Annotated in this window: 25 protein-coding genes and 1 tRNA gene; 19 read left to right on the top strand and 7 right to left on the bottom strand. The window is 57.2% G+C overall.

Going from position 1 to position 26,717, the window contains the following annotated elements; translation table 11 throughout:
• Positions 1 to 56 precede the first annotated feature (56 nt).
• From yajC to YBN1229_RS11975, 6 genes are all read left to right on the top strand, one after another.
• On the top strand, positions 57 to 401 hold the full coding sequence (gene yajC, locus YBN1229_RS11950; protein WP_046479117.1) for a preprotein translocase subunit YajC: 345 nt from the start codon (positions 57 to 59) through the stop codon (positions 399 to 401).
• A 156-nt stretch (positions 402 to 557) separates the two neighbouring features.
• Positions 558 to 2,192, top strand: a complete 1,635-nt coding sequence (secD, locus tag YBN1229_RS11955) for a protein translocase subunit SecD (protein WP_046479116.1) — start codon at positions 558 to 560, stop codon at positions 2,190 to 2,192.
• A 19-nt stretch (positions 2,193 to 2,211) separates the two neighbouring features.
• Positions 2,212 to 3,183: a protein translocase subunit SecF gene (gene secF, locus YBN1229_RS11960; protein WP_046479115.1), complete on the top strand. Its 972-nt coding sequence runs from the start codon at positions 2,212 to 2,214 to the stop codon at positions 3,181 to 3,183.
• Positions 3,184 to 3,240: 57 nt separating this feature from the next.
• Complete coding sequence (locus tag YBN1229_RS11965; RefSeq protein ID WP_046479114.1) at positions 3,241 to 3,621, top strand: Mth938-like domain-containing protein; 381 nt, start codon at positions 3,241 to 3,243, stop codon at positions 3,619 to 3,621.
• A gap of 41 nt (positions 3,622 to 3,662) precedes the next feature.
• A complete protein-coding gene (locus tag YBN1229_RS11970) occupies positions 3,663 to 4,499 on the top strand; it encodes a phytoene/squalene synthase family protein (RefSeq protein WP_046479113.1) in 837 nt (278 codons plus the stop codon).
• A 73-nt stretch (positions 4,500 to 4,572) separates the two neighbouring features.
• Positions 4,573 to 6,588 carry a hypothetical protein gene (locus tag YBN1229_RS11975; protein ID WP_052743902.1) on the top strand — a complete coding sequence of 672 codons (2,016 nt, stop codon included), beginning with the start codon at positions 4,573 to 4,575 and terminating at the stop codon, positions 6,586 to 6,588.
• A gap of 129 nt (positions 6,589 to 6,717) precedes the next feature.
• On the opposite strand, the gene YBN1229_RS18900 is transcribed toward YBN1229_RS11975, so the two are convergent.
• The 3 genes from YBN1229_RS18900 to trmFO form a co-directional block, all read right to left on the bottom strand.
• Positions 6,718 to 6,978 carry a hypothetical protein gene (locus YBN1229_RS18900; protein WP_046479112.1) on the bottom strand — a complete coding sequence of 87 codons (261 nt, stop codon included), beginning with the start codon at positions 6,976 to 6,978 and terminating at the stop codon, positions 6,718 to 6,720.
• Between the two features lie 481 nt (positions 6,979 to 7,459).
• The gene (locus tag YBN1229_RS11985; RefSeq protein WP_046479111.1) at positions 7,460 to 8,005 is read right to left on the bottom strand and encodes a hypothetical protein; all 546 of its coding nucleotides are present in this window, start codon (positions 8,003 to 8,005) and stop codon (positions 7,460 to 7,462) included.
• A gap of 139 nt (positions 8,006 to 8,144) precedes the next feature.
• Positions 8,145 to 9,563 (bottom strand): methylenetetrahydrofolate--tRNA-(uracil(54)-C(5))-methyltransferase (FADH(2)-oxidizing) TrmFO, encoded by a 1,419-nt coding sequence (gene trmFO, locus YBN1229_RS11990; RefSeq protein WP_046479110.1) that lies wholly within the window; start codon positions 9,561 to 9,563, stop codon positions 8,145 to 8,147.
• Positions 9,564 to 9,709: 146 nt separating this feature from the next.
• Between trmFO and YBN1229_RS11995 the strand changes: the two genes are divergently transcribed.
• The 3 genes from YBN1229_RS11995 (at position 9,710) to YBN1229_RS12010 (ending at position 14,523) form a co-directional block, all read left to right on the top strand.
• Complete coding sequence (locus YBN1229_RS11995; protein WP_244464937.1) at positions 9,710 to 10,894, top strand: DUF2157 domain-containing protein; 1,185 nt, start codon at positions 9,710 to 9,712, stop codon at positions 10,892 to 10,894.
• 2 nt (positions 10,895 to 10,896) lie between these two features.
• The gene (locus YBN1229_RS12000) at positions 10,897 to 11,469 is read left to right on the top strand and encodes a GDYXXLXY domain-containing protein (protein WP_046479109.1); all 573 of its coding nucleotides are present in this window, start codon (positions 10,897 to 10,899) and stop codon (positions 11,467 to 11,469) included.
• 867 nt (positions 11,470 to 12,336) lie between these two features.
• Positions 12,337 to 14,523 (top strand): sodium-translocating pyrophosphatase, encoded by a 2,187-nt coding sequence (locus tag YBN1229_RS12010; RefSeq protein WP_046479107.1) that lies wholly within the window; start codon positions 12,337 to 12,339, stop codon positions 14,521 to 14,523.
• 104 nt (positions 14,524 to 14,627) lie between these two features.
• On the opposite strand, the gene bamE is transcribed toward YBN1229_RS12010, so the two are convergent.
• A complete protein-coding gene (gene bamE / locus YBN1229_RS12015) occupies positions 14,628 to 15,155 on the bottom strand; it encodes an outer membrane protein assembly factor BamE domain-containing protein (RefSeq protein WP_046479106.1) in 528 nt (175 codons plus the stop codon).
• Between the two features lie 170 nt (positions 15,156 to 15,325).
• Between bamE and YBN1229_RS12020 the strand changes: the two genes are divergently transcribed.
• The 10 genes from YBN1229_RS12020 to YBN1229_RS18715 all read left to right on the top strand — a co-directional run bounded on the left by YBN1229_RS12020 (position 15,326) and on the right by YBN1229_RS18715 (position 23,598).
• Positions 15,326 to 15,880: a ubiquinol-cytochrome C chaperone family protein gene (locus tag YBN1229_RS12020; RefSeq protein ID WP_046479105.1), complete on the top strand. Its 555-nt coding sequence runs from the start codon at positions 15,326 to 15,328 to the stop codon at positions 15,878 to 15,880.
• A complete protein-coding gene (locus tag YBN1229_RS12025; RefSeq protein ID WP_046479104.1) occupies positions 15,877 to 16,392 on the top strand; it encodes a YceD family protein in 516 nt (171 codons plus the stop codon). Before YBN1229_RS12020 ends, YBN1229_RS12025 begins: the two co-directional genes overlap by 4 nt.
• A gap of 214 nt (positions 16,393 to 16,606) precedes the next feature.
• The gene (gene plsX, locus YBN1229_RS12030) at positions 16,607 to 17,650 is read left to right on the top strand and encodes a phosphate acyltransferase PlsX (RefSeq protein ID WP_046479103.1); all 1,044 of its coding nucleotides are present in this window, start codon (positions 16,607 to 16,609) and stop codon (positions 17,648 to 17,650) included.
• Between the two features lie 91 nt (positions 17,651 to 17,741).
• On the top strand, positions 17,742 to 18,719 hold the full coding sequence (locus tag YBN1229_RS12035; RefSeq protein WP_046479102.1) for a beta-ketoacyl-ACP synthase III: 978 nt from the start codon (positions 17,742 to 17,744) through the stop codon (positions 18,717 to 18,719).
• Between the two features lie 172 nt (positions 18,720 to 18,891).
• Entirely contained in the window at positions 18,892 to 19,212 is a 321-nt protein-coding gene (locus YBN1229_RS12040; RefSeq protein ID WP_046479101.1) for an integration host factor subunit alpha, read from the top strand.
• 465 nt (positions 19,213 to 19,677) lie between these two features.
• Complete coding sequence (locus YBN1229_RS12045; RefSeq protein ID WP_046479100.1) at positions 19,678 to 20,220, top strand: MerR family transcriptional regulator; 543 nt, start codon at positions 19,678 to 19,680, stop codon at positions 20,218 to 20,220.
• A 110-nt stretch (positions 20,221 to 20,330) separates the two neighbouring features.
• Positions 20,331 to 21,719 (top strand): HAMP domain-containing sensor histidine kinase, encoded by a 1,389-nt coding sequence (locus YBN1229_RS12050; protein ID WP_046479099.1) that lies wholly within the window; start codon positions 20,331 to 20,333, stop codon positions 21,717 to 21,719.
• Positions 21,716 to 22,333, top strand: a complete 618-nt coding sequence (locus YBN1229_RS12055) for a response regulator transcription factor (protein ID WP_046479098.1) — start codon at positions 21,716 to 21,718, stop codon at positions 22,331 to 22,333. Before YBN1229_RS12050 ends, YBN1229_RS12055 begins: the two co-directional genes overlap by 4 nt.
• Before the next feature lie 515 nt (positions 22,334 to 22,848).
• Positions 22,849 to 22,926, top strand: a tRNA-Pro gene (locus YBN1229_RS12060).
• Positions 22,927 to 23,268: 342 nt separating this feature from the next.
• Positions 23,269 to 23,598, top strand: coding sequence for a hypothetical protein (locus YBN1229_RS18715; protein WP_152025017.1), 330 nt, complete (start codon positions 23,269 to 23,271; stop codon positions 23,596 to 23,598).
• Positions 23,599 to 23,616: 18 nt separating this feature from the next.
• Here YBN1229_RS18715 and YBN1229_RS12070 read toward each other — a convergent pair whose 3' ends face one another.
• The 3 genes from YBN1229_RS12070 to YBN1229_RS12080 form a co-directional block, all read right to left on the bottom strand.
• Positions 23,617 to 23,847, bottom strand: a complete 231-nt coding sequence (locus YBN1229_RS12070) for a hypothetical protein (RefSeq protein ID WP_046479096.1) — start codon at positions 23,845 to 23,847, stop codon at positions 23,617 to 23,619.
• A 137-nt stretch (positions 23,848 to 23,984) separates the two neighbouring features.
• Positions 23,985 to 24,449, bottom strand: a complete 465-nt coding sequence (locus tag YBN1229_RS12075) for a copper uptake system-associated protein (protein ID WP_076605415.1) — start codon at positions 24,447 to 24,449, stop codon at positions 23,985 to 23,987.
• A 5-nt stretch (positions 24,450 to 24,454) separates the two neighbouring features.
• On the bottom strand, positions 24,455 to 26,695 hold the full coding sequence (locus YBN1229_RS12080) for a TonB-dependent receptor family protein (protein WP_172655246.1): 2,241 nt from the start codon (positions 26,693 to 26,695) through the stop codon (positions 24,455 to 24,457).
• Positions 26,696 to 26,717: the final 22 nt, after the last annotated feature.

Raw genomic sequence — 26,717 nt, forward strand, 5'->3', positions numbered from 1 at the left:
ATTCGAGACTTTGCCTCTATCGGGCCATCGTCGCCCTCAGAAACGCGAGATATTACATGTTCATCACACCCGCTCTTGCACAGGGCGCCGGCGGTAGCGACCCATTCGGCGGCCTTGGGATTCTTTTCCCAATGCTCCTCATGATCGTTATCTTTTATTTCCTGCTGATCCGCCCTCAACAGCAGCGCGCGAAGCAGCATCAGGAAATGGTTACGAAGGTGCGGCGCGGTGACACTGTTGTGACATCGGCTGGATTCATCGGGCGCGTTACCAAAGCGCCGGACGGAGTCGATGAGATCGAGGTAGAGTTGAACGAGACGATGCGTGTGCGTGTGCTCAAGTCTTCACTCCTGGACGTGCGCAATAAGGGCGAACCGGTCAAGGAGAAGGATGCGAGCTGAGCGCATTCCCTTAAGCGGCGCGGCCTGAATTCGTCTGCTGACTTGGCATGACCTACGTTTTCGGATGCCGGCCGCGGACTAGGCGCAGCCGATCGACCTAATCGCCATGAGCCCGGACAGGGCTTCAGAACACGGCAAGTAGAAAGCCATAGCCCTATGCACTTCTCTCGCTGGAAGATCTCCGTCATCGCGGCCGTTTGCTTGGCGGGCGTTTTGACCGCACTGCCCAATTTCCTGAGCAAAGAAACGCTGGCCTGGGTGCCAGACTTTCTGCCTAAGAAGCAGCTGAATTTGGGCTTGGATCTTCGTGGCGGTGCGCATCTGCTTTTGCAGATGGACACCAAGGAGTTGAAAAAGGACTGGCTCGATAACCTGCGCGGCGAAGTCCGCAAGATCCTGCGGGACGCCAAGATCCGCTACACAGGGCTAGGGCAGACGGCAGATGCTGTTCGGGTAAAATTGGTCGATCCCGCGCAGACAAACGAGGCGTTATCACAACTTCGTAAGTTGGCGCAGCCGGTTGGCGGCGGCATGATTGCCGGAGCGGATAACGATATCGCCGTCAGCGAGTCGGGGGATGGCTTCATTACTGTCGCCCCTACCGAAGCGGGCATCCACCAACGCTCAACGAACGCCGCAGCAGCTGCTATCGAAGTCGTTCGCCGCCGTATTGACGCCATCGGCACGACCGAGCCCGATATCGTACGGCAGGGCACCGATCGCATTCTCGTTCAGGTGCCTGGTTTCGACGATACCAAAAAGCTGAAAGACCTGATCGGACAGACAGCGCGTTTGAGCTTCCACGACGTGCATCAGCAGATGAGCGCCGAAGAGGCTCGGCAAACGCGCGTCCCTCCAGGCTATGTGATCTATCCTGATCAGGACGATCCGAACCATGAATACCTGGTGCAGGAAACACCGGTCGTTTACGGCGAAGACCTGACCGATGCACAACCTGGGTTCGATAGCCGTACCAACGAACCGATCATTACCTTCAGATTTAATCAAAGAGCGGCGCGCATCTTTGGCGAATACAGTTCTCGCCACGTTGGCCGGCCGTTCGCCATCGTCCTCGACAATGGTGTGATCAACGGCAAGCGCGATGTGAAGGTGCTGTCAGCGCCGGTTATTCGTGAGCCGATCCTCGGCGGCACGGGTCAGATTTCCGGTAGTTTCACGGTGGACCAAGCGAATAATCTGGCGATTCAGCTTCGCTCCGGCGCATTGCCGGCAACACTGTCTGTGATCGAAGAACGGACCGTTGGCCCCTCGCTTGGCGCGGACTCCATTGAGGCCGGAATCCTGGCGGGCATCATTGGAAGTATCGCCGTTTCGGGCTTCATCATTTTCGCCTATGGGCTCTTCGGGCTATTTGCGATCCTGGCGGTCGCGATAAACCTGTGTTTGATCGTCGGCTTGATGTCGACAATCGGATCCACGTTGACGCTTCCCGGTATTGCTGGCCTCGTCTTGACCGTCGGCATGGCCGTCGATTCTAACGTGCTGATTTATGAGCGCATTCGTGAAGAGATGCGAAACGGTAAGCAGCCAATTTCCGCGATCGACAGTGGATTCCAACGTGCGTTGGGAACCATTGTCGACAGTAACCTCACCACGATGATTGCGGGCCTAGTTATGTTCTGGCTCGGAGCCGGACCGGTTCGCGGCTTTGCCGTCACCTTGTGTCTCGGAATTTTGGCCACGATGTTCACTGCCTTCACTGTCACGCGCCTCATGGTATCGCTGTGGATTGCGAGCCAGAAGACCCGCAAAATCCCTGCACCGCTTTAATCTGGAGGCGCCACGCACCATGTTCAAAGGCGTTGATTTCTGGCCCCACCGTCGACAGTTCGACCTCTTGCGCCTGCGCAGGCCGCTCGTCATTCTCACGGCCTTCTTGCTGTTCGTCGCGATGAGCTCGCTGTTCAGCAAAGGGCTCAATTTCGGCATCGACTTCAAGGGCGGTTCGCTCCTCGAAATCCAATCCAAATCCGGTCCCGTAGACATCGCGGACTTGCGTGGAAAGTTGTCTAGCCTGGGGCTGGGCGACGTCCAGATTCAGGGGTTGGATCGTCCGGAAGACGCTTTGATCCGTGTGGAACAGCAGGCGGCGAGTGCAGATTTGTCAGTCGAGCAGGCCCAGCAGGCGGCGGCCGATAAAGTTCGCGCGGCGCTTGGCGATAACATTGAGATCCGACGCGTCGAAGTCGTGGGGCCTGGTGTTTCGGGTGAACTGAAACAAGCTGGTATGATCGCAGTCTGTTTGGCCAGTATTGGGATCCTGCTTTATGTTTGGTTCCGCTTCGAATGGCAGTTCGGTGTCGCTGCGATCATCGCCACCGTTCATGATATCTCTCTGACGCTCGGAGCCTTCAGTCTTCTGAATCTGGACTTCGGGTTGAACGAGGTCGCGGCCTTGCTCACGCTGGCGGGCTATTCGATTAACGACACCGTGGTCATATTTGACCGCATTCGCGAAAACTTGCGGCGGTACAAGAAGATGCCGCTCGCCCAGCTCGTGAACCTGTCGGTCAACGAAACGCTGTCGCGCACGATCATTACGTCGTTGTCGACGTTCCTGGCTGTTTTTGCGATCTACGTGTTCGGTGGCGAGGTCATCCATAACTTCGCGTTCGCCATGCTGTTCGGCATCGTGGCCGGTACGTGGTCGACGATCGTAATCGCGGCACCGTTCCTTGTTTGGGTTGGTGTGAAGCGCGATTGGTCCGGTACGGACACAGCGGTCGCCGGCCGAGGAGCGGCGGCTGCGGCCAAAGCGTAAACTCGGATTGCCACGGCGCATGCGCAGGCGTGCTTAGCCGGATGGGCAGGAACCGCGATGACGCAGACCGACCTGGCTCGCTATCCCTATCCCACCGCCATAACTGCATATGGCGGTGGAGGCTTTCGCTTCGCCGAAATGAGCCACAGAGGATCGCTGCTTTGTTTGCCGAGCGGAATTTACGCTTGGGGCGTGGACGATCCGGTATCGGTCAGCGTAGAGACACTACAGCCCGTACTTGACGAGGCCGAACGTATAGAGATCCTTCTACTGGGGACGGGGCCGACGCAGGTGTTCGCCACGCCAGAGTTGCGCGCTCGGTTTGCTGAAAGCGGCATGTCGCTGGAACCCATGGCAACGGGCGCGGCTGCACGCACCTACAATGTGTTGCTAGCAGAAGGTCGAGCGGTTGCCGCGGCGATGATCGCGGTTCCCTGAGATCATGCCCGGTCTGGATACCGGGTGGTAGGGATATCAGGATGGAAAGTGATCTGCTGCAGCACGTTCGTGACACAGCCCGCACATATGCGCCAGATCGCTACCTGGCGGCCCTTTTGGCCCCCAAGTCCTACCGCGATGACCTCATCATACTTGCCGCTTTTCTCGGTGAGATGGAACGTATCCCGAAGATTGTGCGAGAACCGGCGCTGGGTGAAATCCGTCTGCAATGGTGGCGTGATTGGCTCGAAAACCTCGAAACACGGCCCACAACTGGCAATCCCTTGGCTGATGCCATGGGCGAGCTCATCGGGCGCCACAACTTGCCGCGAAAGTTTTTTGCCGATCTCTTCGACGCGCGCACCGAGGACTTCTACGCGGACCCAGTGTCAGGCCCGAAAGCATTCATGCATTATGTTGATCGTTCGGAGACAGGCCCCTTCCGTCTAGCGACCGGCATCACCGGGGCGCATCTCAGTCCGGCCGATGACGCAAAGTTATGTGCAGCGGCGCGCGCGTATGGCACCGTTCGATGCCTGCTCCATTTGCCATTCGCCATCAGCCGCGGCCGTTGGCCCCTGCCAGCCGAATATCTCGACATTGACGTTACGCGGCTGGGAGAGGCGGACAATAAGCTGGCGGCGGCACGAACGCGTAACGTCGCGATAGAAATCGCCAGAGATGAACTCGCTCATGTTCGCGCTGATAATACAAGGCTTTCCCGCGACTTGTTGTCAGCTCTTTTGCCGGCTGCCCTCATCGAGCCCTATTTGCAGGCTTTGCAGAGAGAGGACAACTGGCTGCAAACGCCAGTCGAAATTTCGCCGCTGACACGCGTATGGCGGCTGTGGCGTGCATGGCAGCGGGCGAAATTGTAACGCTCAACGCAATCAGGCAGCGGTTCGCTTGCGCTGCCATCGAACTGAACTCCGACGGAGTAGACGCCGAGCCATGCTGCTAACGCGAATACTGCGCTATCCGTTCCTTTTGCTTTCAGCTCTTTTGCTTTCGGCACACGTTGTTGAGGCGCAGACGTTTGATGTCGCTCCCGACGTGACGCAGGCGCCGTTGCCTGCCATAGAGCAGCCTGAAGGTTTTACGGGGCTGCCCCCTGCAGCCATGCCCGATTTGCCCGCCATCGAGTGGCGCGTTGCAAATCCGTTCCGCTTCTTCAGCAATCCACGTGATACCGAGGTTCACCGCGCAACATGGTTGGCCTTGTCGCCTGCCGAGCGGCGCACGCCCGTCCTTTCCGCAGAGCGCGCATTGTCGTCGCGTCATGAAGATGGCTGGGCCGCCACCATGGTGGATGACGTTTGCTGGGACACAAAACGCAATCGCTATCGTTGTCCCGGGAAAAAAGAGGCTTACGCGACGCCCACGAGCCACACGATCATTGCTTCGCTCAAGAATATTCCTGAGGCCGGCTTGGTGGATTGCACGTGGCTCACCGCACCCCATGGTGGCGACCGCTTACGCGGTGACGCGATCACCGCACCGTGTCATCGTCCCGTGGAATTATCCATTCCCTATCCTGCCGGCGCGACGATCGAAGTTGAGATCGGATCACGGCGCATCGCCACGACAGACGCCAGCGTCACGGATTTGTTCATTGTCGGTATGGGAGATAGCTTCGCGGCGGGCGATGGCAATCCAGACATTCCCGTGGAGTTTTCCCGGGAGCGGAGCGCGGACTACGGGAGCGATGGAGAATTCAGCCTGGCTGGTTTCCCGGCTCGCGTCGGTAACTGGAATGAGATTGGCGACAAAGCCTTCATTAAGGGAAATGCGCGTTGGCTGGATCAGGCCTGTCATCGCTCGCTGTATTCGCACCAGGCGAGAGCCGCGCTCCAATTGGCGATCGAAGAGCCTCACCGGGCAGTGACTTACGTCGGGCTTGCCTGCTCTGGCGCCGAAACAATCTTCGGGCTGTTTTTGCGCTACAAGGGCAATGAATGGGTCGAGAATCCACCGGAGCTATCGCAGATCTCCGCCGCAGCAGAGGTCATGTGCGGAAAGCATGACGCCGAGCCTCACGATCTTCCCGAAGCCTACCACATGCGCGGGCGACTGAAAGAACTAGAGGGCGGCCTGGTTCTGCGCAAATGTGATGCCCAGTTTTCTCGCAAAATCGATTTGCTCTTCCTGTCGGTGGGGGGCAACGACATCGGCTTCGCGCGGTTGCTGGCCAACGCGATATTAGCCAACGAGTCGTTGCTGCGAAAATTGAGCGGTTGGATTGGAGGCGTCTACGGAACGGCGGAAGCCACTATTGCCCTGCGCGCACTGGATGATCGCTACAAATCCCTCAACCGCGCCCTGCACAACATTTTGCATATCCCGTGGGACGAGTCCGATCGCATCATTCTAACCGCGTATCCCGGATTAGCTCTGATGGGTGACGGCAGCGCTGTTTGTCCGGATGGACGTGCCGGGATGGAAATCGTCAGCGATTTCGCTCTCAGCAGTGCGCGTGCCCGGGAAGGTATCTGGATCGCTGATAAGTTGCATCATGTGATGGAAGATAGCGCGCGGCGCTACGGCTGGTCTTTTGCCCAGCGGCATCGCGCGGCATTCATCGGACGCGGCATCTGCGCGGGCTTCACTCAAAGCGCATTCTCTATCGCCGACGATCTTCGCCTTCCGCGCAAAGTCGAGAACAAGTGGGTGCCGTATAACCCTGCGGATTATCGCTCATATGCCTCGCGACAGAGGTGGTTCCGTACACCGAACGACGCGTTTTTGACGGGAAATTTCCACGTCACTCCGTCGCTCCTGCAAAAAGTACTAAAATTCGATACCTTTTCTTGGTTCCAATTGCTGCTCGCATCGACCTATTCGGGAGCCTTTCATCCAACCGCGGAAGGGCAAGCGGCAATGGCGGATTCCCTACTGGAAATCGCGCGACCAGTGCTTGATCGCTATCACCGCCGCAATCACCGGGCGGATCTCTCCGCGCCGTTATAACGGTGTCGGACCTTGCGCGAGCAAACAATAAACTATCGATGCGTGGAAACGATCAAAGCAGACCCGAAGACGGATCCGCTTTGATTTTATGCGTTGGTCTTAAAACCGGCGGGATCGACTCAAGCCCACTCAATCCGCTGACCTTGAATACGCTTTATTAGCGGCAGACGCGCCGACAGAAGTACCGGGAATTGCCGCGCCAACGGCAATTCCGGTAGCACGAACGTGAGTAACCATAGTACCCATAGCCAATGAAGGGAGCCGAGTAGTAGAACCCGCGCCATCCCCGTCCGCGCCAACGACGATGACCACGCCAACGACGATTTCCTCGCCAGTGGCGTCCAGCGCGGGGATGAAATCCGCGATGGCCTCGGAAGCCGCGATGTCCACGATAGCCGCGCCGTCTAACTAGAATGACATCACCGCTGCGGGCGTTGTCTCTCATAGCGTTAGTGGTCGAAGCGAGTTGCCCAGCAGCGGGAACGGCCGCTGCGGAAGCCTTGTCGACTGTCCCGAATGCACACACCGCAGCGATGAGTGCGACGAGCCGCCATCCTTGGGAACGTTTCACTGTATCTCTCCTGAGCTGTTGCCTTGCGCAGTTCCCCAGCAAGATCCGACGTTAGCCCGAAAGCGAATGAAAAAACGCATGCGGTCAATTCATTGTGACCTGCAGCCTGCGTACACAGACGTTCCGGAATTTTTCTGTTCAATCCAAAGCCCCGACGAGTTTCCGTAACGCAGTCGGAAGGCAACAGTTCCGCCGGCGCAGAATTTTTTAAGCGCCGCGAGGCGAGCAAGCGCAAAAAAGCCGGCAGCGGAAAACCGCACCGGCTTTTATCTTCTCTACGGAATAAACTTGCAGTGGAAATTAGTTTTCACAGGGAACGTTCACGGTCAGCCCAGCAGAAGCAATATACCGTTTGCATCCCAATGCGACGTGGGAAGATTCAACAGTCGTGATCTGAGCGGCAGTGTTCGCCACTTCTTCAGCAACCTGCGTAACCGGAACGGTGGGAAGAGAACGTTCAAGGCCGGCCAGTGCTGCGACGCTAGTTGATGCCAGTGTATTCTTGCTTGCTACCTCAGCCTTTGTCTGGGCGAGCGCTGCTTTGGTAAGCTTTGCACGGCGCTCCTGAGCGGCAGCTGCGAGCTTAGCTTTACGGGCCTTCGCTGCGGCAAGAGCCACGCGGCGCTTTTCAGCTTTGATGCGGGCAAGTTCGCGCTGCTTTGCAATAGCGCGCTTCTTGGCCAACTGCCGATTGCGCTGCGCATAGACGCTCTGGTTGTAAGAGTGATGCGAGAAGCCGCGGTAACCGCCAAAACCTTTGCCGCAACCGTCAGCCGTGGCCGCGGACGAGAATGCGCTCGTTGCAATGAAAAGAGCAGTCCCGATGATGATGAATGACTTCTGCATAGCCTTCGTCCCTTTTTCCGTGGCGTGCGCGGTTTCAACCGGGCTTGCTCTCCAGCGATGAGACGAATATGCGGCGATCACGGAAGGTGCGCTGTTCCCTGCGCGACAGGGCCCAAAAAAGGTGATTGAGGAAAAGTTCTTATTCGGCGGCCGCGCCAAGCTCTTGGCCAAGCCAAGCGTCAAGATCCCGCAAGGCACGCTCGGACACCGCTCGCTTTTTGGCAAAGCCCTTATCTTTACCCTTGAGCCGGCGCCCATCGGCATCGGTTGTCTCAAAGGTCGTGGCTTCTGGCAACAGGCCATAGTTAATGTTCATCGGCTGGAACGATCGCCGCCCTTCGTCATCGGCACTTAGGTGACCGCCGGTGATGTGCCCGATCAGTGCCCCCAGAGCGGTCGTCTCTGGGGGCCGCGGGGGGCTGTGCCCCAAGCGTTCCTGAGCGGCAAAGCGGCCCGCCAGCAGCCCAATGGCAGCACTCTCAACGTAGCCCTCGACGCCCGTGATTTGGCCGGCGAAACGCAGTCTGGGATCAGCCTTGAGGCGTAAAAGCGGATCAATCAGTCGGGGAGAATTGAGGAAGGTGTTGCGATGCAAACCTCCGAGCCGCGCAAACTGCGCATCTCCGAGCCCTGGGATCATGCGAAAGATATCCGCCTGCGCGCCGTATTTAAGTTTGGTCTGAAACCCGACCATGTTCCACAGCGAGCCGAGCGCATTGTCCTGCCTGAGCTGCACGACAGCATGCGGACGTTCTCCGCCCCGATGCGGATTGGATAGACCCACGGGCTTCATTGGGCCGAACCGCAGCGTATCGCGGCCTCGTTCGGCCATCACCTCGATAGGCAGGCAGCCGTCGAAGTAGGGCGTATTGGCTTCCCACTCCTTGAATTCTGTCTTCTCGCCGCCAATCAGCGCATCGATGAAAGCCTCATATTGCACCTTGTCGAGTGGGCAATTGATGTAATCAGCACCCGTTCCCCCAGGCCCTGCTTTATCGTAGCGGGATTGGCGCCATGCGATGTCAAGATCGATGCTCTCGAAGTGAACGATCGGAGCGATGGCGTCAAAGAAGGCAAGCGCATTCTCCCCCGTCAGCTCCAAGACCACGGCACTCAGAGCTGGGGAGGTGAGCGGGCCGGTGGCGATGATGACGCTGTCCCAATCGGCTGGTGGAAGACCTGAAATCTCCTCGCGTTTCAGCCTGACGAGCGGATGTGTTGAAAGGCGCTTGGTCACCTCATCGGAAAAACCATCGCGATCGACAGCTAACGCTCCGCCAGCCGGTAACTTGTGAGCATCGGCTGCGGCCATGATTATCGAACCGGCGCGGCGCATTTCCTCATGCAAGAGGCCAACCGCGTTGGTTCGCCATTCGTCGGACCGGAATGAATTCGAACAGACAAGTTCCGCCAACCCGTCGCCTTTATGTGCGTCTGTGCCCCGCACCGGTCGCATCTCGTGCAGAACCACAGGCACGCCGCGTGAAACGGCCTGCCAAGTGGCCTCCGAACCTGCAAGCCCGCCGCCGATGATGTGGATTGGTTTGATGTCGCTCATAAACTCACGCTAGTCATTTGCCGGGCGTCGCACAATCGCGACAAAGGGCCCGCGTCGGTCACCCTCTCACCACAGGCTTTCTACACAAAAAACAAAATTGCCAAGCTACATTTGCGTTAAACCCAATACGCCCGAAAAACGCGACCATGACCGGGCTGAACGGGGGCGACCCGACCGGAGATCATAATGCCAAGAACGCCAAGCCTCCCCACCGTCCCTCGAGGATCTTTCCCGTGATGTGGCGCCATAGTCGTCAATTGGAAGCCGACGTTCAGCGTTGGCAGGAGGCGGGCTGGGTCACGCCCGATGGGGCCAAGGCCATCGCAGAGGAGCTGCGTGCCCAGACCCCTGCCTTCCGGCTGCCCGCCGTGTTGGCGATATTGGGGGCCGTCCTGCTGGGGTTCGCGGCGATGAGCTTCGTTGCTGCCAATTGGCAGGAAATGCCCAAGATCGCACGTCTGGGGCTGCTAGGCGCAGCCCTTTGGGGTTTTTATGGACTGGCCGGCTGGTTGTTTTCACGAAATCTCGAAGCCTTTGCACACGCCGCTATCCTTGGCGGAGTAGGCATGTTTGGCGCGGCCATCATGCTTATCGCGCAGATGTATCACATCGAAGGCCGCCCACCGGACGCGGTTCTGCTTTGGTGTGCGGGCGCGGTTCTGGCCGGAATTTTGTTGCGGTCTAACCCTTCACTCGTGCTTGCCATGCTCTTAGCCGGACTGTGGAGCGGCTGGGAAACGTCCATCACAGAACACGTCCACTGGCCGTTCCTTATTGCATGGGCTCTCATCAGTCTCGGCTTCGTATGGCACAAGTGGCATCCGGGCATGCACGTATCCGCCCTGGCCATTTCCATCTTCGTCGTGTTGCTCGGCTATCTGCTGAACGAGGGTCATGCTCACGGCCTTGTTCTGATTATCGGTTTGGCCGTCGCGACTGTCGGCATTCTCATTACGACCTTGTACGCGATCCCGGCTCTCATAGAGCCGGCCCGCACCAGCTTTGGGTACGCGATAGCCGTCAGTTATGCAGCTTTGTTCGCGTTACAGTTCATTGAAGATCCGACGACAAACACACTGATCGCAACGGCAGTCGGGACGCTCGCCCTCCTCATTGGCGCGATTATCCTTGCGCTACGGACGGACAATCGCGGGGCGCTTTGGGTCGCTTACACCGCATTCTCGATCGAGGTTATGGGGCTCTACTTCAAGAGTGTCGGCACATTGCTTGGCTCCTCCGTATTCTTCCTCACCGCCGGCATCGTGGTAATCGCGTTGGCCTACGTCGCGTATCGCCTGCATCTCAGTGCGCAAGTCCAGGGGAGGGCATAGGGATGCTGAACCGCATCGGTCCGTTGACCGCTGTAATCATCGTGGCAGGGCTCCAGACGTTAGCGCTCGGCTACATGGTTTGGGAGCGTACGAACCTCCTCGCGAATGGTCGAGAAATCCTTCTCGATGTCGCGCCGATTGACCCGCGCAGTCTCTTTCGGGGGGACTATGTAATCCTGAATTATCGGACCATCGCTCAACTCGATGGGGCGCTATTGCAAGAGACACCTATCGAGGATCAGAACCTCTACGTCACCCTACAGCGCTCTGCCGAGCAAGGCTGGGCGCCTGTCGCGGCGTCCGTCACCAAGCCGGCCCGCGTGAATGCGGAAGACGTCGTCCTGAAGGGCCGAGTCGATCACGTTTGGCGGCCGCATGCCGATCAACCAACCAGAATCCGTATGCACTACGGCATAGAGAGCTACTTCGTGCCGGAGGGTGAAGGGCTGGAATTGGAAAAGACCATTCGCGCTGGCGAGATGAAGGTCATCGTGGCCGTTGGAGAATCCGGCGAAAGCGCGATCAAAGGTTTGGAGATTGCGGGGCGCCGCGTCTACGACGAACCGCTTCTATAGATCAAAACATGACGAAGAACGTCAAAATATCTCGAACCGGCGCATGTGTGTGGGTGCAAGGGCAACCCAAGACAAAACCGCTACATGTGTCGGTTTTGCCGCTGCCCGTCGGAAATTGCCTGCGCTAACCCAGTTATTATCGTTTCGAGCGCAGGAATCTGTCACTTTTCCACCGTTCGTCCACAAACGTTAACAAGGAAGACCTCGATGTCGCTCAGAGCGTTTCTGGCCCTGGCATTGGCCGTGTGCGTTACTGGAGTGTTCTCCACGTCGCATGTGATGGCAGACGATACAGGTTTGGCCAGCATTCACGATTGGAGAAAAGTTGGTCGCAAGACGTGCTTCACGGAGCACAAGCATTACGGCAGCAGCGCCGGCCACAGCTCTAAGAAGGCCGCCCAGCGGGCAGCAATCTCGGACTGGCAGGGGTTCACGGCCTTTGAGTACGGCACAGACTGGGCATATTATAAGTATGCTATTTCGAAATCTGGTGGTTGTTCTCAAGGAAGCGGCGGTTGGAAGTGTGAAGTGGAAGCAATTCCGTGCCGTCCACGCTAAGCCGTTCTAAATCGTATTAGTTTCTCTCTCTCTTCTCTAAGCAATATCGGCCGGAGCGATGCCCACGCTCCGGCCGATAGTCTTTGAGTTAGCCGATACAACGGATTGATCCGGTGCTGTCCGGCCCGCGGAATAAACAAGCAGAAAACATCAGACTTTCTATGGAATGCGTTGTGCCCGTATTGCCACGGATCGGTGGTTTTGGCATGGTCTGCGCGCTTAAGTCGCTGTTTGGTGCGACAAAAGAGTTCGGAGCGCCGTAACGTCGCGCCGAAGCTGAAATAATCCCGCCCGGGAGGGGACAAGCACATGAACGAACTACTTTGGGGGATCATCGCCTGCGGTGCCCTCTCGATCGTTTACGCCATCTACACAATCCGGTCGGTGATGGCCTTGGATGCCGGCAACGCTCGGATGCAAGAGATTGCTGGCGCAATTCGTGAAGGCGCGCAGGCGTATTTAAGCCGCCAATATAAGACCATCGCCATTGTTGGTGTCGCCATCTTCGCTCTCGCTTGGGTTCTGCTGGGCGGCCTTGTTGCCATTGGCTTCCTGATCGGCGCCGTTTTGTCGGCCGCCGCTGGCTTCATTGGCATGCACGTATCCGTTCGCGCCAACGTAAGAACCGCGCAGGCGGCATCTCAATCGCTCGCTGCGGGTCTTGACGTCGCCTTTAAGTCGGGTGCTGTGACCGGAATGCTTGTTGCTGGCCTCGCACTGTTGGGCGTCGCGTCCTACTACTTCTTCCTGACCAGCGGACTGGGTTTTGCGACGGCTGACCGGACCGTGATCGATGCGCTGGTTGCACTCGGCTTCGGCGCTTCGCTGATTTCGATCTTTGCACGACTGGGCGGCGGTATTTTCACGAAAGGCGCTGACGTCGGGGGGGACCTCGTCGGTAAAGTGGAAGCTGGAATTCCGGAAGATGATCCGCGCAACCCGGCGACGATTGCCGATAACGTTGGTGACAACGTCGGTGACTGCGCCGGTATGGCGGCGGACCTCTTCGAAACCTATGCCGTGACGGTCGTCGCGACGATGGTGCTCGCCGCGATCTTCTTTGTTGGCCAGCCCGAACTCACCCAGATGATGGTCTATCCTCTGGCAATCTGCGCAGCATGCATCGTCACGTCCGTGATCGGCAGCTTCTTCGTGAAGCTCGGATCTAATAACTCGATCATGGGCGCGCTCTATCGCGGCTTCATTGTTACCGCCATCTTGTCTGTCGCTGGTCTAGCAGCAGCCAACTATCTCGTGTTCGGAGACAAAGAGAGTGGCTTCGGCATGATCGGCACGACGACGTCGGGTGTCGAAATCACGGGCATGAACCTCTTCCTCTGCGGGCTTGTGGGTTTGGCCGTGACCGGACTGATCGTTTGGATCACGGAGTACTACACCGGTATTGGTTTCCGCCCCGTGCGCGCGATCTCGCAAGCCTCTGTCACAGGCCACGGCACTAACGTCATTCAGGGTCTTGCGGTCTCCTTGGAGGCAACCGCTCTCCCCACGCTGGTCATCGTGACGGGGATCTTGACGACCTACAACCTGGCCGGACTGTTCGGCACTGCCATCGCGACAACGACGATGCTCGGCCTCGCTGGCATGGTCGTCGCGCTTGATGCATTCGGTCCCGTGACGGACAACGCCGGTGGCATTGCTGAAATGGCTGGTTTGCCTAAAGAGGTTCGCCGCTCGACCGACGCGCTCGATGCCGTGGGCAATACGACCAAGGCCGTAACGAAGGGCTATGCGATCGGCTCCGCGGGCCTTGGCGCGCTGGTCCTCTTTGCGGCTTACAACTACGACCTGCAGTACTTCATCTCGCAAGCCAACGCAGCTGGATCTACTAGCTATCAGTACTTCCAAGGCGTAACCCCGGACTTCTCGCTCTCTAACCCCTACGTCGTTGTTGGTCTGCTGTTGGGGGGGCTGATCCCGTATCTGTTCGGCGGCATCGCGATGACTGCGGTGGGACGTGCAGGCGGACAAATCGTCGAGGAAGTTCGCCGCCAGTTCCGCGAAAAGCCCGGCATCATGGAAGGTAAGGATCGCCCCGACTATGCCGCCGCTGTCGACTTGCTGACGCGCGCCGCGATCAGGGAGATGATCGTACCCTCGCTGCTTCCTGTGCTGTCGCCAATCGTCCTGTTCTTCGTCATCTATCTGGTGGCCGGCGGCGGTGCCGTCGGGAAGTCCGCGGCGTTTTCAGCCGTTGGCGCAATGCTACTTGGCGTTATCGTCACCGGCCTGTTCGTCGCCATTTCTATGACGTCAGGCGGCGGCGCCTGGGACAACGCCAAAAAGTCCTTCGAGGATGGTTTCGTGGATAAGGACGGAACGAAACACCAGAAGGGTTCCGAAGCGCATAAGGCGTCCGTCACAGGTGATACCGTAGGCGATCCATACAAGGATACGGCAGGCCCTGCCGTGAACCCCGCCATCAAGATCACCAACATCGTTGCGCTGTTGCTCCTGGCCGTTCTCTCGCACGGCTAAGGCTAGTGATCTACAGGACGATAAAAAGCTAAGGCCCCACCAGTTTGGTGGGGCCTTTGAATTTGAGCGTTGGGATATCGAAAGTTGCTGTGTAGAGGACGCGCTTAATCGCCGAAGATTTGCTTTGTGCCCAGGTTGCGGAACAGCTGCTTCAGCAGGCCTTCGTCATTACCGCCAGGGGCAGGCGTCGTGCGCGAGATGAAATCGAAGACCTTGCCGTCCTTCATGCCATAGTGCGCAAGTCGATCGACAGAGCCGAGCGGATTGAAGTAAACGGCGACGACTCTTCGGTCGGTTTCGGTCGGTTTGAAGAACGCAGTCTGGGTTGCCGTACTCGAAATGTAATAGTAAGTCTCGCCGCCGGTTGCAGTGGCGGTTGTCGTCGTTGACGGTGTGCCCAGCGTCAAGCGCACTTGATCCTTGCTCATGCCAGTCTGGATCTGCTGCAGATCACCTTCCGTGAAGTGTTGACCATGCTTGAGTAACTGCTGGCTGCATCCGGCTAAGGCAACACAACCTCCCAGTAGCGCCATGGTGAGCAACAATCCAGTCGTGCGGCGGCGCACACGCCTGATAGAGCCAATACCGACGGCACCTTTAGAGGACTGGCGAATAAGCCCAGCTATACGCATTATCTGCTATTACCCTTGCCAAATCACGGCGCCCGCACCACGCCATAGAGAATCACGTCCGGACGCCCCCTTGGGCCCGCTTAACCTGTCGTATATATGAACGCAATGCTCAGCCCCCCCTCATACACTGCTTGCCGTACTCGCCACGCCGGGAAAGGGGAGAAGAGTGCATGTTGAAATGGTTAGCAAAACGAGCAGACGCTTCGCGTAAGGCAGAGAACCTTTATGGCGCCGTCGTGGCGCAGGCGCGCGAACCGGCATTTTACGTCGACTTTGGCATCAACGACACACTTGAAGGTCGCTACGAACTCATCGTCTTGCACATGTTTTTGGTGCTGGAGAAGTTGCGGGAGGCTTTTCCGGGCGACACGCGATGGTCACGGATCCTCATAGAACGCTTCGTGACTGACATGGATGACTGTATGCGCGAACTCGGCGTCGGCGATATGACCGTCCCTAAGAGGGTCAAAGGGGCGGCCGCCGGGCTGTACGGGCGCGCGCAAAGATATCGCGAAGCGAGTGGTCTCGGTCAGGACGCACTGGCCGTGGCGCTGTCTGAGTTCATTTGCGCGGAGCCGACACCTGAGTTTCGCGCACAAGAGCTCGCAGCATATGTTCTGGAAGCCGCGCGGGTTCTGAAAGAGATCGATCCGGAGGATATGCTTGCCGGCATATTGAAATTGCCGGACCCGAACGGCTTCGTGGAGAGAAAGGAACTTTCGTGACGGCCCTGGCAGACTGGCGACATAGGCTGAATGAAATTCCCGCCAACGGGTTACGTGTAACGCGGAAGGCCACGCCGGAGGAGTGCGCGGAGATTGCGGCAAGCCTCTCGATCGTTTCCTGTGAGAACCTCTCGGCAACCTATCAGATCAAAGCCAAGAATCGCGATCGTTATGAGTTGACCGGTCACGTTACGGTCGGCGTGATCCAGAGCTGCATCGTGTCTCTTGAGCCGGTGCGCGCAAGCCAGGACGAAACGCTGGATTGCGCGTTTATCCCGTCGGACCTTCTTCCAGAGAGCCGGGAAGATGAACAAGAAGTGCTGAGCATCGATGATCTAGAGCCGATCGAAAACGGTTGGATCAATGTCGGCCGCATCGTCTTTGAGGTCATATCGACAGGGCTTGATCCTTATCCGCGGCGCGAAGACGCACAATGGTCCGATGTGGCATCGGCGCGAGAAATCGCGACAGGGCCGTTTGCTGCTCTCGCCGAATTGAAGAAGAAATCCTAAATGTTATAGGCATTGAGGTGCGGTGAATAAGCTCCAGACAACGTTGAGTTGCACGCGTGAGACGGCTCATAACACCAAAAATCGGTTGTTTCCCGACTGCAAAGGCGTATGTTCCGGCGTCTCAGGGCAACAATTATTGGTGCCCGGCACTTCAGAGGTAACGCTCGCCATCCTGACGGGCTGACGATACGACAAACGAGGCGACATTCCGGCCATGCAAGCGCCACGTACGATAGCGCTCGACGCCATGGGCGGCGATCACGGGCCAAGCGTTGTAGTCTCCGGCGCGGCGCAGTCGCTTATCCGCTATCCAGCCTTGGATTTCGTGCTGTTTGGCGATCAAGCCGCGATCAAGGAGCAACTAAGAAGCTATCCGGATCTGGCTGCGCGTTCGCGGGTAGTCCATACGGATTCCGTGGTTGCGATGCACGACAAGCCGAGCCAGGCCCTGCGCCGCGGTAAAGGCTCAAGCATGTGGCTGTCGATCGACGCAGTGGCCAACGGTGAGGCTCACGTCGTCGTGTCTGCAGGGAATACAGGCGCGCTTATGGCGATGTCCAAGCTCATTCTCAGACCGATGGCAGCGATTGAACGCCCGGCGATTGCGGCATTATGGCCGACCGTGAAATCCGAATGCATTGTGCTGGACGTCGGAGCGAACATCGGAGCGGATGCGCGCCAACTTTCTGATTTTGCCGTCATGGGCGCAGCTATGGCGCGCGCTCTGTTCCAGATTGAACGCCCCAGCGTCGGCCTGCTCAACGTCGGTGTTGAGGAGGTCAAAGGAATGGACGAGGTTAAGAAAGCTCATGCTTGGCTTAAGGAGACGGAAGGGCTGCCTTTCCGCTACCATGGCTTTGTAGAAGGCGATCAGATCGGCCAGGGTATCGTCGATATTGTCGTCGTGGAGGGGTTTGCCGGAAATATCGCGCTGAAGACGGCAGAAGGTACGGCGCGTCAGATGGGCCAATATCTCCGTGATGCGATGCGTCGGACTTGGACTTCCCGCCTCGGCGCGCTACTTGCGAGAGGCGGCTTTAAAATTTTGCGCGAGCGAATGGATCCCCGCAGAGTTAACGGCGGAACCTTCCTCGGGCTGAACGGCATCACCATCAAGAGTCATGGAGGGACCGATGCACTGGGCTTTGCCAGCGCCATCGATCTTGGCTACGAGATGGCGGGGAGCGGCTTGATCGAACGACTGGCCGCTGACCTTGAGGCATTTCACCGTAGAATTGGTGAGTCCATTGCCGGATAAAGGGAAACAATCAGGCACGGTGCGGAAAGACGTTTGCGCAGTCGCTGAGACGAGCGGCACGTGCCCCAACAATAAGGCGTAGAGGAATCCTGTGGCAGTAATCCGGTCGATCGTCCGTGGCGTCGGTGCCTATGTCCCGAGCCGCGTAGTGACCAACGCTGAACTCGCCGAACGTATTGATACCAGCGACGAATGGATCGTCGAACGCTCAGGAATACGTCAGCGCCACATCGCAGCGAAAGACGAGACAACGTCCGATTTGGGATTGGCAGCCGCGCGCCAGGCTCTCGTGCGCTCCGCAATCGATCCCGTCGACATCGATCTCGTGATTTGTGCCACCGCGACGCCGGATCGCACGTTTCCCTCGACAGCGGTACGCATACAGGCCGCGCTGGGCATCACCAAGGGCGCCGCTTTTGACGTTCAGGCCGTCTGCTCTGGCTTCATTTATGCCATGAGTATTGCAGACAATTTCCTCAAGGCAGGTCAATCCCGCCGCGCGCTGGTTATTGGCGCGGAGACATTCTCTCGTATTCTCGATTGGGAAGACCGAAGCACCTGCGTTTTATTTGGCGATGGAGCCGGAGCCGTCGTGCTTGAAGCTCTGCCACAGCACGGTGATCGCAATGATCGCGGTATCCTCTCAACGCGCATCCGCTCCGATGGCCGGTTTGAGGATCTTCTCTACGTCGATGGCGGGCCGGGCTCCACGGGCACGGTTGGCCATTTGCGTATGAACGGCCGCGAAGTATTTCGACACGCGATCCAGAAAATATCTGGAGTAATCGAAGAGACACTTCTGCAGGCTGGCTATGCGAGCGACGAAATTGATTTGTTCGTTCCGCATCAGGCCAACAAGCGAATCTTGGATGGCATTGCCAAGAAGCTAAACGTTCCACCTGAGAGGATCGTCATGACCCTCGATCGCCATGGCAACACATCAGCAGCATCGATACCCCTAGCTCTGAACCATGCCTTCGAGCACCATTTGCTCGGAGAAAACAAGCTTGTATTGCTGGAAGCCATGGGCGGTGGCTTCACTTGGGGCGCCATCCTCGTGCGCTGGTAGCACGCCCTGCGCTAAAGCATTCTGTGGCTTTGCTAACACGCCATTTGCCATATCTCGCCGGGGAACAAGAAATCGTCCGCAATTTCAGCGGCTTGTTACAGTATCTCGTTGACCGATGCTGACAACCCCACTAGCATTATTAATCTCCGTTGCAGTGGGGAGGCAGGACAGTATGGGAGGTAAGACATTGACGCGCGCCGATCTGGCGGAAGCCGTTGTGCGCAATGTAGGTTTACCTAGAAACGAATCTCAGGAACTTGTTGAACTTGTTCTGAGCGAGATCTCGAATTGTTTGGCTGATGGTGAGCCAGTAAAATTATCATCGTTTGGATCTTTTGGAATTCGCCAGAAAGGCGAACGGGTCGGGCGGAACCCAAAGACGGGTGAAGAAGTCCCGATCACCCCGCGTAGAGTTTTGATATTCCGGCCCAGCAATATCATGAAGGACCGTATCAATGGCGGTCAAAAGGGGCGGCGCCGCGCGGCGGAGTAACCCGAAGCATTTGCGAGCTTGTTAAAGCCCGGATGGCATGAGATCCGGGCTTTTCTTATGAAAACGCGCAGATACCTGCTTACGCGACGTCCGTACGCTAGTCACATAAAGAGCCAAACGGCAACCTAGCCGGGCGTTTCCGTAAAGACACACACCCTTGCTGACTGGACAATTGACACTGCTCAGCAGTGCAAAAGCGCAAGCCAGCCATATCCGTCTTATTAATATTGGGCGAAAATTCCTTCACTACATTGAGTAAAGGGGTTGCATGATTTGTGTCTGGGTTCGCGCCGATTGAAGCCATACAGGCGGCGGATTCTGAAGCTACATGACGTCGGCGTGAAATGAGGGCCAGTTCACGCGCCAAGAGCCGCTAACGACGTATCAGCGAGCGAATTGACGGAAATCGCAACTCCTTAGCTTAGGGCAATCCCGGTGGATTGACCCAACAAGCGGGGTAAGACAATGAGCAAGACCGCACAGGCATTCCGTACCATCAGTGAAGTATCGGATGAACTCGATGTGCCGAAGCACGTGCTCCGCTTCTGGGAATTGAAGTTTCCCCAGATCAAGCCGATGAAGCGTGGTGGTGGACGACGCTACTATCGTCCCGAAGATCTTGAGCTTCTTAGTGGAATTCGCCATTTGCTTCATGCTGAGGCCTACACAATTAAAGGCGTGCAGAAGATCTTGCGCGAGAAGGGGGTCGATGCCGTAAAGGCCGCGCCCGAAGGAACTGCGATAAAGTCAGATGAAACTGTGCCGCGCGGGAAAACTGCGAAAGGGCGCGTGGCTGCGCGCGGATCGGCTACCGCTAAAGTCGCGACGTCTGCCGGTAAGGCGCGGGGCATTGAACCTATCGCGATGCCACCCGGTGCCGCGAAAGCCGTTGAACAGGCCATCGCAGAGTTAAAAGCCTGCCGCGCCCTGCTAAGCCAGTCGCCAGAGAGCGCAAATGAGAATGCCGCAAAGCCGGCCCCGGCGCGCCGCGCACGGCGTCAAGCTTGAAGGCACTCAAAACGGTTTCGACAAATTAGCCATTCACACTTTGGGCCGCTGATAGACTAAGGTGTGCGGACTGACACAGTTCCGCGCATGGTTGGACCAAACTCCTTTGGATGGCTAAACAAGCACCAACGCCGAAGTCGCTAAGCCTTCAACTAATCCGTACGATCACGCTTGCATTGATCGTCACGTTAATTTTGGGCGGTGTTTTAATCTACTGGCATGCTGTCCAGAGGATTGAAGCGGAGATGCGCGCAGCGATAGTCGTGGGGAGCCGCATTGCTCACAATGCTCTTGACGATGTCGATGAGATTTCCGCCACACGACGTCGGCTTGAACTGACTGTCGCTGATTTCGACGATGACCGGCATTTGCGAGCGTCGTTGCGCGATCCAGATAACGTCGTTATCCGGCAGTCAATTCTGCAGCCGCCATCAGCTGCCGTCCCCGAATGGCTTTATGAGCTTCTCGCGGGCAAACCCAAAGTAGTGCGTCTCGAATTGCCAGACGCCTTTCATAAATTCGGAACCGTCGTTCTTGAAACAGATTCTCACAACGAAGTGGCGGAGGTCTGGAGCGACGCGAAGCTGTACCTGTTGATCTTGACTGCGTTCTGCGGCGTCGTGCTTCTGATTTTATGGGTTGCCCTGGGCCGGGCATTACGGCCGCTCAATGATCTCACAGGCGCGTTCGCCGAAATCGGCGCTGGTCGCTATGACCGTCGGGTCGATATCGGCGGGCCGCGCGAATTGGTCGAACTGGGCAGTGGCTTCAACGCTATGAGCGAACGACTAAGCGAGATGGAGCACCGCAACAGGCGGCTGCGCGAACAACTTGAAACCGTCCAGGAAGAAGAGCGCGCAGAATTGGCGCGAGCTCTTCATGACGAAATGAGCCCGCTGCTTTTGTCAGTCGACGTTGATGCAACCGCTTTGCGACAGCAGGAAGAGACAAGCAGGGATCCGGATGTGGAGAAACGTGCGGCGGCTATTCTCGATGCGGTCCTGAAGATGAAGCGCAACGTCAAGGGCATCCTCGGGCAACTGAGACCCTCAGGACTACACGCGCTGGGGCTGGCAAACTCCATCGAGAATCTTGTCGCCTTCTGGAAAAAACGTCACCCCGACATCGCCTTTAGCGTGAATGTTCCACCGCGCAGTTTCGGGGTGCGGATGGACGCGGCAATTCAAAATATTGTCCGGGAAGGGATTGCAAATGCCATCCGTCACGCGAGCCCCCGTGGGATAGATATTTCGATAGACATTGAATCGGGAAATTTGCTCAGTGTTGAGATCATTGACGACGGTATAGGACTAGCGCCAACATTGACGAGCGGTTATGGCATCATAGGAATGCAGGAACGTGCAGCCTTGCTCGGAGGGACACTTGAGGTCATCGATCGCAAAGATGAGCATGGTGTACGCGTCAAAGCAATTTTGCCGCTCGACGGCGCCGAGTATCTGTCAGATAGCAAAAGCATGGAAGCAGGAACATCGGTATGAAGGTTCTCATCGTCGATGATCATGCCGTCGTTCGGCAGGGTGTGACGCGCCTTATTTCTCAAATTCCGGATGTTGTGACTTTCGAAGCCGAAACGTCGGCTGACGCCCTTGCCGTTCTGCGCACGGAGGAACCTGACGTCGTTGTTCTCGACATCAATCTCGGTGGTAGCAGCGGATTGGAGTTGCTTCAGAGGATCAAGGCTGAGGGGCATTCGGCGGCGGTCGTCATGTTCTCGATGTATTCCGACCCGCATTACGCCATGCGGGCATTGCGCGCGGGCGCTTCGGCCTACGTGAGCAAGAGTGCATCCATCGATGAACTCGTGACAGCCATCAAGAAGGTTGCGGCGGGGGAGAAATACGTCGAGCAGGAGCTGGCCAAGGAGCTAGCCTTTACGGCCATCGATCAAACCGATCCCATGCAACAGCTAACGAACCGGGAAACTGAAATTCTTCGTCTGCTTGGCGAAGGTAAGAGCTTGTCGGAGATCGCGAGCACGTTTGGAATTGCCTACAAGACGGTCGCGAATGCCTGTAGCCGCCTGAAAGAAAAATTAGGTCTCGATCGCACCGCCGATCTTATTAGGATATCGGTAGAAAACCGCACACGGTAAATGCAGCTAACCAAATCTCTTGGCTCAAAATCGTGAGGAAGTTCCCGACATATCGGGAAGATATCCCATCGCTGGAAATCCACGGGCGCAGCTAGATTGAATGTGCTTGCAAGAGGCGCACCCCTATCCCGGTTAACCTCCTTTAACCAGAAAAAGATGCGTCGCACCCCCGCATTGTCTCTGCGACGATATAGGGTTAGGCCGCCGTTGGTTGAGCTTCAGAACGAAGCTCCAACTCAGGCGGCCTCTTTTTTGTCGCCTCAAATCGCGCTGGACGCGTCGAACAACCTTGAAAGCCGAACCGTTTCGCGCTAGCAGTCGCTCTCGCTATTTTAGCCAGCCCATGGCACGGTTATCGAACCGTGTGGGCAGGCGCGGTGAGCGTTCGCACAAGGCAGTTGCTTGTTTCCCCTAACAAGCGTTTTTGAAGACTTCACTCGCCTGATATGCTCAACGTGAAATTAGCGACACAAGCTGATCCGAGGTCAAATACCTCGCTTACGAACAGCTGAATACGGAGCGTAGCGCAGCCTGGTTAGCGCACCAGTCTGGGGGACTGGGGGTCGGGAGTTCAAATCTCCCCGCTCCGACCATTAAATCAATGAAATAGGTGGAACCGCCGTGGCCCATATCTGGTCCACGGGACGAAAGCTGATTTCTTCGAAAGCGTCACGGCATCCGAGCACGAACTCAGGGCACGGCTTTCGGTCGACGTCATCAGAGAGTTGAACAAGCAGAGCGCCCCCTACAAAATTACGAGAATCACGCTGTTGTTGGAGCGGCTCGCCGTGTGGGTGGCCGCGCGCCGATACGCAGGCGGCGATATCCATCACTACTGGCAGCAAAGACGGAAGGCCGGCATAAAACTCTTGCCGCTTCTCCGTCATCACGCATTGCAACTAAAAGGGGTTTTGGAAGAGGTAAGGGAGGCACGTTTGCTGAGTAGCGTGGAGGACAAGCTGGACGAGCTAGACAGCTGGATTGACGATTTTGAACGCATTGAAACGACATTAGAGGACATCACGGTAAGACGCGGGGCACTCGGCAGACCTCAGGATAAGGATCTTGTTTTCATCATCGCCGACATATGGCGCGAAGTAACTGGCGAGCCGCCTCCAATCGATCGATCCGGTCGATTTCACCGCTTCCTCCGCGTGTTTCTAGTGGTTTTACCTTCAGACGCTGAACCCCGCCATCTGCCCGACGAAACCATCAAGGACTGGCTTACTCAATACCGACGTAGCCGACAGGCGGGGGGAATATAGCTCCTAGGCAGTCAATTCTCACCGTATCGCAGACCAATTCAGATCTTCCATACTAGCATCACCGTGTAGCCGGCTGAGCAAAGGATGGAAGTCGAGATGAACCAGGATGAAGTCCAAGTCGCTGCTGCGGCTTCCGTCTCGGAAAAGTCTCTCGTCGAGGACGAATCCCGTGATGAGGCTGTTCCAGGGCACGCGGCTCGGCTTAGCAGCTGGTTCAACCACGGTGGGGATAGTGGTGGCGTCTTCCATGATCTGTCTCCTTGTTTAAGAGACAGACGAGTATGCACTTTGGAGGACCTTACTTGCTGATATCACGACCGGTTTCGGACCAGATCTTCCGCGTGACGGTTAACGCCTGTCGAGTCTGACCCGAAGGAGAACTTGAGTTAGGGAGAATGATGTCCGCCAGTCATTGAAACCACCCCCTCAAAGAGTGAGAATTTTTCGCGCCGATCGGCAGGGATCAGCGCCTCGGCCGAAGCAAGATCTTTGGCGATCCGCTCGGCGTCGCTCAAAGGAACTCCAGCCTCCGCCAGCCACCGGGATTCCTTGAGCGGATCGCCACTGCAAAGCATGACGGACCAGCCTTTGTCACCGCGCCGCATAAGCGCACGTCCACCGTGAGCGCCCTGGGTCCAGCTCGCGACGGCATAGGAGCCTGAAATGACCACTGGGCCGATCTCGACCTTGCTGTCCGGCTTGTCCCAGGTCGCGCCGATGAGCGCACGGATCTCATTCGCGTCATTGACGGCGCGGGCGGGAGATTGGATGGCGCACAAGAACGCCATATACGCGTATACACACAGCGTCGTGGAAAATCGAAAGCCGAGCGTGAAAGACAAAGTCCGCATTGTTTTCACCATTTGTATTGAATGCCGCCGTAGACCGCGAGGCCGAGGCCTGGGTTGAACAGCTCTGATGCGGCTGTGGCGGTTCCGGCAGTGATCGTCGTTGCGATGTAGCGCTCGTCGGTGAGGTTGCGGCCTTCGAGGTAGCCTGACCAGCCCTTGTCTTGCTCAAATCCCACCCGGAAGTTCAAGAGTGCGTAAGGATCGACATCCACGCTGTTCGCATTGTCCGCATAGAACTCCTGCGGCATCCATTCAACGTTCGGACCGGCATAGAAGCCACTCGGATGTTTATAGAGCACCTCAGCGCGGAGATAGTGGGGCGGCACACCGGGCAGACGATTGTTGCCCCACACCGCGTCGTTGTCGAAAAAGAAATCGTTGTAGGTGTAGGCGACGTTAAGCCAGAGGCGATCTTCCAGGTCGAACGTCGACCTGAGAAAGGCTAGTCCAAAACCAGCTTCGATGCCTTGGTGCACTGTACGATCGGCATTGACAACGGTGCAGGGAGCCCACGCGGCCGTAGTCAGACACTGCAACTCGTCTCGAAGCTCGGCGCGATAGAGCGCGAGGTCCCACGTAAAGTCGGGCCTGCGGCCGCGCGTGCCAATCTCGTAGGTTGTCGCCCTCTGAGCATCGACGTTCGAGTTCGCCGGCGATGTGAACGAGTTCACATCGAAGGTTGGCACTTCGGCACTTCGCGAGATGTTTGCGAATATCTGCCATCCCGGATCGACATCCCATAGCACGCCGAATTTCGGGCTCCACAGATCAAACTCGCGACGGCCGGAGTCGTCGGGTTGGGTGTCCCAGACAGGATCATCGAAGAAGCGATCTCGCTGCTCCCGGACGGCATGCATGAACTGCGTCCCGGCAATGAGCGCAACGTTCGGCAATATGTAAAAGCTGTTCTCGGCGTATGCCGAATAGTTTTCGGCATCCCATACTTGAGATGTCGTCAGCGCACCTTTCGAACCCCCCTCGTTCACGTACTGATAGTAGTCGGTGGTACCGTTGAGAATGTTGGCGCCGATGATGAAACGGTTACGGAAACTTCCGACCATCCGATCATCAGTCGCTCGGAAGAACCCCCCATAATCGGAAACGTCGTAATCAAGGTACTCGTAGATCGGATGATCCACGTGACGCTGATGCGTGAAAACACCGAACTCCAGCATGGTGCCATCAAGGCGCAGCGTTGTCTTGTTCGCGATGCGAACTGAATCGATGTTGCGCTGCTGATCCAAGCGTAGCCATTCGGGATTGGCTGCCTTCGGAGATTTCAGCGCTGCCTCCTTCGTCACCTCGCCGGGCAACTCCCCGTCCCAGGTATTGGCATTCACATAAAAGCGCGTCTCGGCATTCTCCGACAGGCGATAGCCAAGGTTGGCATTGATGCGCACCATGTCCTGATTACTATGCTCGCGGTACCCGTCCTCGCGGTAGGCCGAGACGTTGATGAAATAGTCAACTGGACCTGACACGCCACCGGAGTTTACGGCGGACTTCACGAACCCGAAGCTGCCGACGTCGACACGCACGCCAAACAGATCGGAATCATAACCTGTGGGCGTCACGAAGTTGATCGCGCCGCCAAGAGAGTTGGCACCGAAGCGCAAGGCATTCGCGCCCTTGAACACCTCGACGTAACGATAGGCCGATGGATCGACCTCGAAGAGATCGAACAGTCCATCAGAAGTGTTGATCGGGATGCCGTCGATGAAGGCGTTAATTCCGCGATTGCCGTAGTTCCGCGTCAGCCCCGAACCTCGGATCGATACGCGGGCGTCGGGGCCCCACTTCTGCTGGATAGTGACGCCAGGCACCCAGCCGAGAGCGTCCTTGATCGTATTTGCGGGCGTGCTCTTGAATTGAGTATCGGGCACGACCTCGACGCCGCCGGGTGTGAGGTTGATATCCACGGTTGCTTCGGCGGTATCTGGAACGGTGAGGCTGCCGGCGCGTGTGTCAGGAGCCGGCGGACCTGCATTGTCCGGAACTCCAATTGCTGCCTGCTGCGGCATGATCGAGGGTGCAGCTTGTTTCGCTGTTGTGGCCTTGGGCTTAACTTTAGCCTTGGGCGTCGTTGTGACGACAGTCACGGGGGGGAGTTCGACTGTGTTCTGCTGCGCGTGCGACGGCAAGGCCGCCGCTAAGAGCGTGAAAACGAATACGACCCCGAACACATCTGCGCGAATGGAAACAGGATTAGGCCGCGCCGAGATGGGGGGCCAGTGTAAAACGTACATGGCAAGAATCCGCATTGAGTCT

It is taken from the genome of Candidatus Filomicrobium marinum (genome assembly GCF_000981545.1).
Taxonomy (GTDB): domain Bacteria; phylum Pseudomonadota; class Alphaproteobacteria; order Rhizobiales; family Hyphomicrobiaceae; genus Filomicrobium; species Filomicrobium insigne.

Excerpts from the sequence above, each read along its gene's own strand:
- yajC (WP_046479117.1), top strand. The coding sequence starts at position 57 with ATGTTCATCACACCCGCTCTTGCACAGGGCGCCGGCGGTAGCGACCCA.
- secD (WP_046479116.1), top strand. The coding sequence starts at position 558 with ATGCACTTCTCTCGCTGGAAGATCTCCGTCATCGCGGCCGTTTGCTTG.
- secF (WP_046479115.1), top strand. The coding sequence starts at position 2,212 with ATGTTCAAAGGCGTTGATTTCTGGCCCCACCGTCGACAGTTCGACCTC.
- YBN1229_RS11965 (WP_046479114.1), top strand. The coding sequence starts at position 3,241 with ATGACGCAGACCGACCTGGCTCGCTATCCCTATCCCACCGCCATAACT.
- YBN1229_RS11970 (WP_046479113.1), top strand. The coding sequence starts at position 3,663 with ATGGAAAGTGATCTGCTGCAGCACGTTCGTGACACAGCCCGCACATAT.
- YBN1229_RS11975 (WP_052743902.1), top strand. The coding sequence starts at position 4,573 with ATGCTGCTAACGCGAATACTGCGCTATCCGTTCCTTTTGCTTTCAGCT.
- YBN1229_RS11985 (WP_046479111.1), bottom strand. The coding sequence starts at position 8,005 with ATGCAGAAGTCATTCATCATCATCGGGACTGCTCTTTTCATTGCAACG.
- trmFO (WP_046479110.1), bottom strand. The coding sequence starts at position 9,563 with ATGAGCGACATCAAACCAATCCACATCATCGGCGGCGGGCTTGCAGGT.
- YBN1229_RS11995 (WP_244464937.1), top strand. The coding sequence starts at position 9,710 with ATGACCGGGCTGAACGGGGGCGACCCGACCGGAGATCATAATGCCAAG.
- YBN1229_RS12000 (WP_046479109.1), top strand. The coding sequence starts at position 10,897 with ATGCTGAACCGCATCGGTCCGTTGACCGCTGTAATCATCGTGGCAGGG.
- YBN1229_RS12010 (WP_046479107.1), top strand. The coding sequence starts at position 12,337 with ATGAACGAACTACTTTGGGGGATCATCGCCTGCGGTGCCCTCTCGATC.
- bamE (WP_046479106.1), bottom strand. The coding sequence starts at position 15,155 with ATGCGTATAGCTGGGCTTATTCGCCAGTCCTCTAAAGGTGCCGTCGGT.
- YBN1229_RS12020 (WP_046479105.1), top strand. The coding sequence starts at position 15,326 with ATGTTGAAATGGTTAGCAAAACGAGCAGACGCTTCGCGTAAGGCAGAG.
- plsX (WP_046479103.1), top strand. The coding sequence starts at position 16,607 with ATGCAAGCGCCACGTACGATAGCGCTCGACGCCATGGGCGGCGATCAC.
- YBN1229_RS12040 (WP_046479101.1), top strand. The coding sequence starts at position 18,892 with ATGGGAGGTAAGACATTGACGCGCGCCGATCTGGCGGAAGCCGTTGTG.
- YBN1229_RS12045 (WP_046479100.1), top strand. The coding sequence starts at position 19,678 with ATGAGCAAGACCGCACAGGCATTCCGTACCATCAGTGAAGTATCGGAT.
- YBN1229_RS12050 (WP_046479099.1), top strand. The coding sequence starts at position 20,331 with ATGGCTAAACAAGCACCAACGCCGAAGTCGCTAAGCCTTCAACTAATC.
- YBN1229_RS12055 (WP_046479098.1), top strand. The coding sequence starts at position 21,716 with ATGAAGGTTCTCATCGTCGATGATCATGCCGTCGTTCGGCAGGGTGTG.
- YBN1229_RS12070 (WP_046479096.1), bottom strand. The coding sequence starts at position 23,847 with ATGGAAGACGCCACCACTATCCCCACCGTGGTTGAACCAGCTGCTAAG.
- YBN1229_RS12075 (WP_076605415.1), bottom strand. The coding sequence starts at position 24,449 with ATGCGGACTTTGTCTTTCACGCTCGGCTTTCGATTTTCCACGACGCTG.
- YBN1229_RS12080 (WP_172655246.1), bottom strand. The coding sequence starts at position 26,695 with ATGTACGTTTTACACTGGCCCCCCATCTCGGCGCGGCCTAATCCTGTT.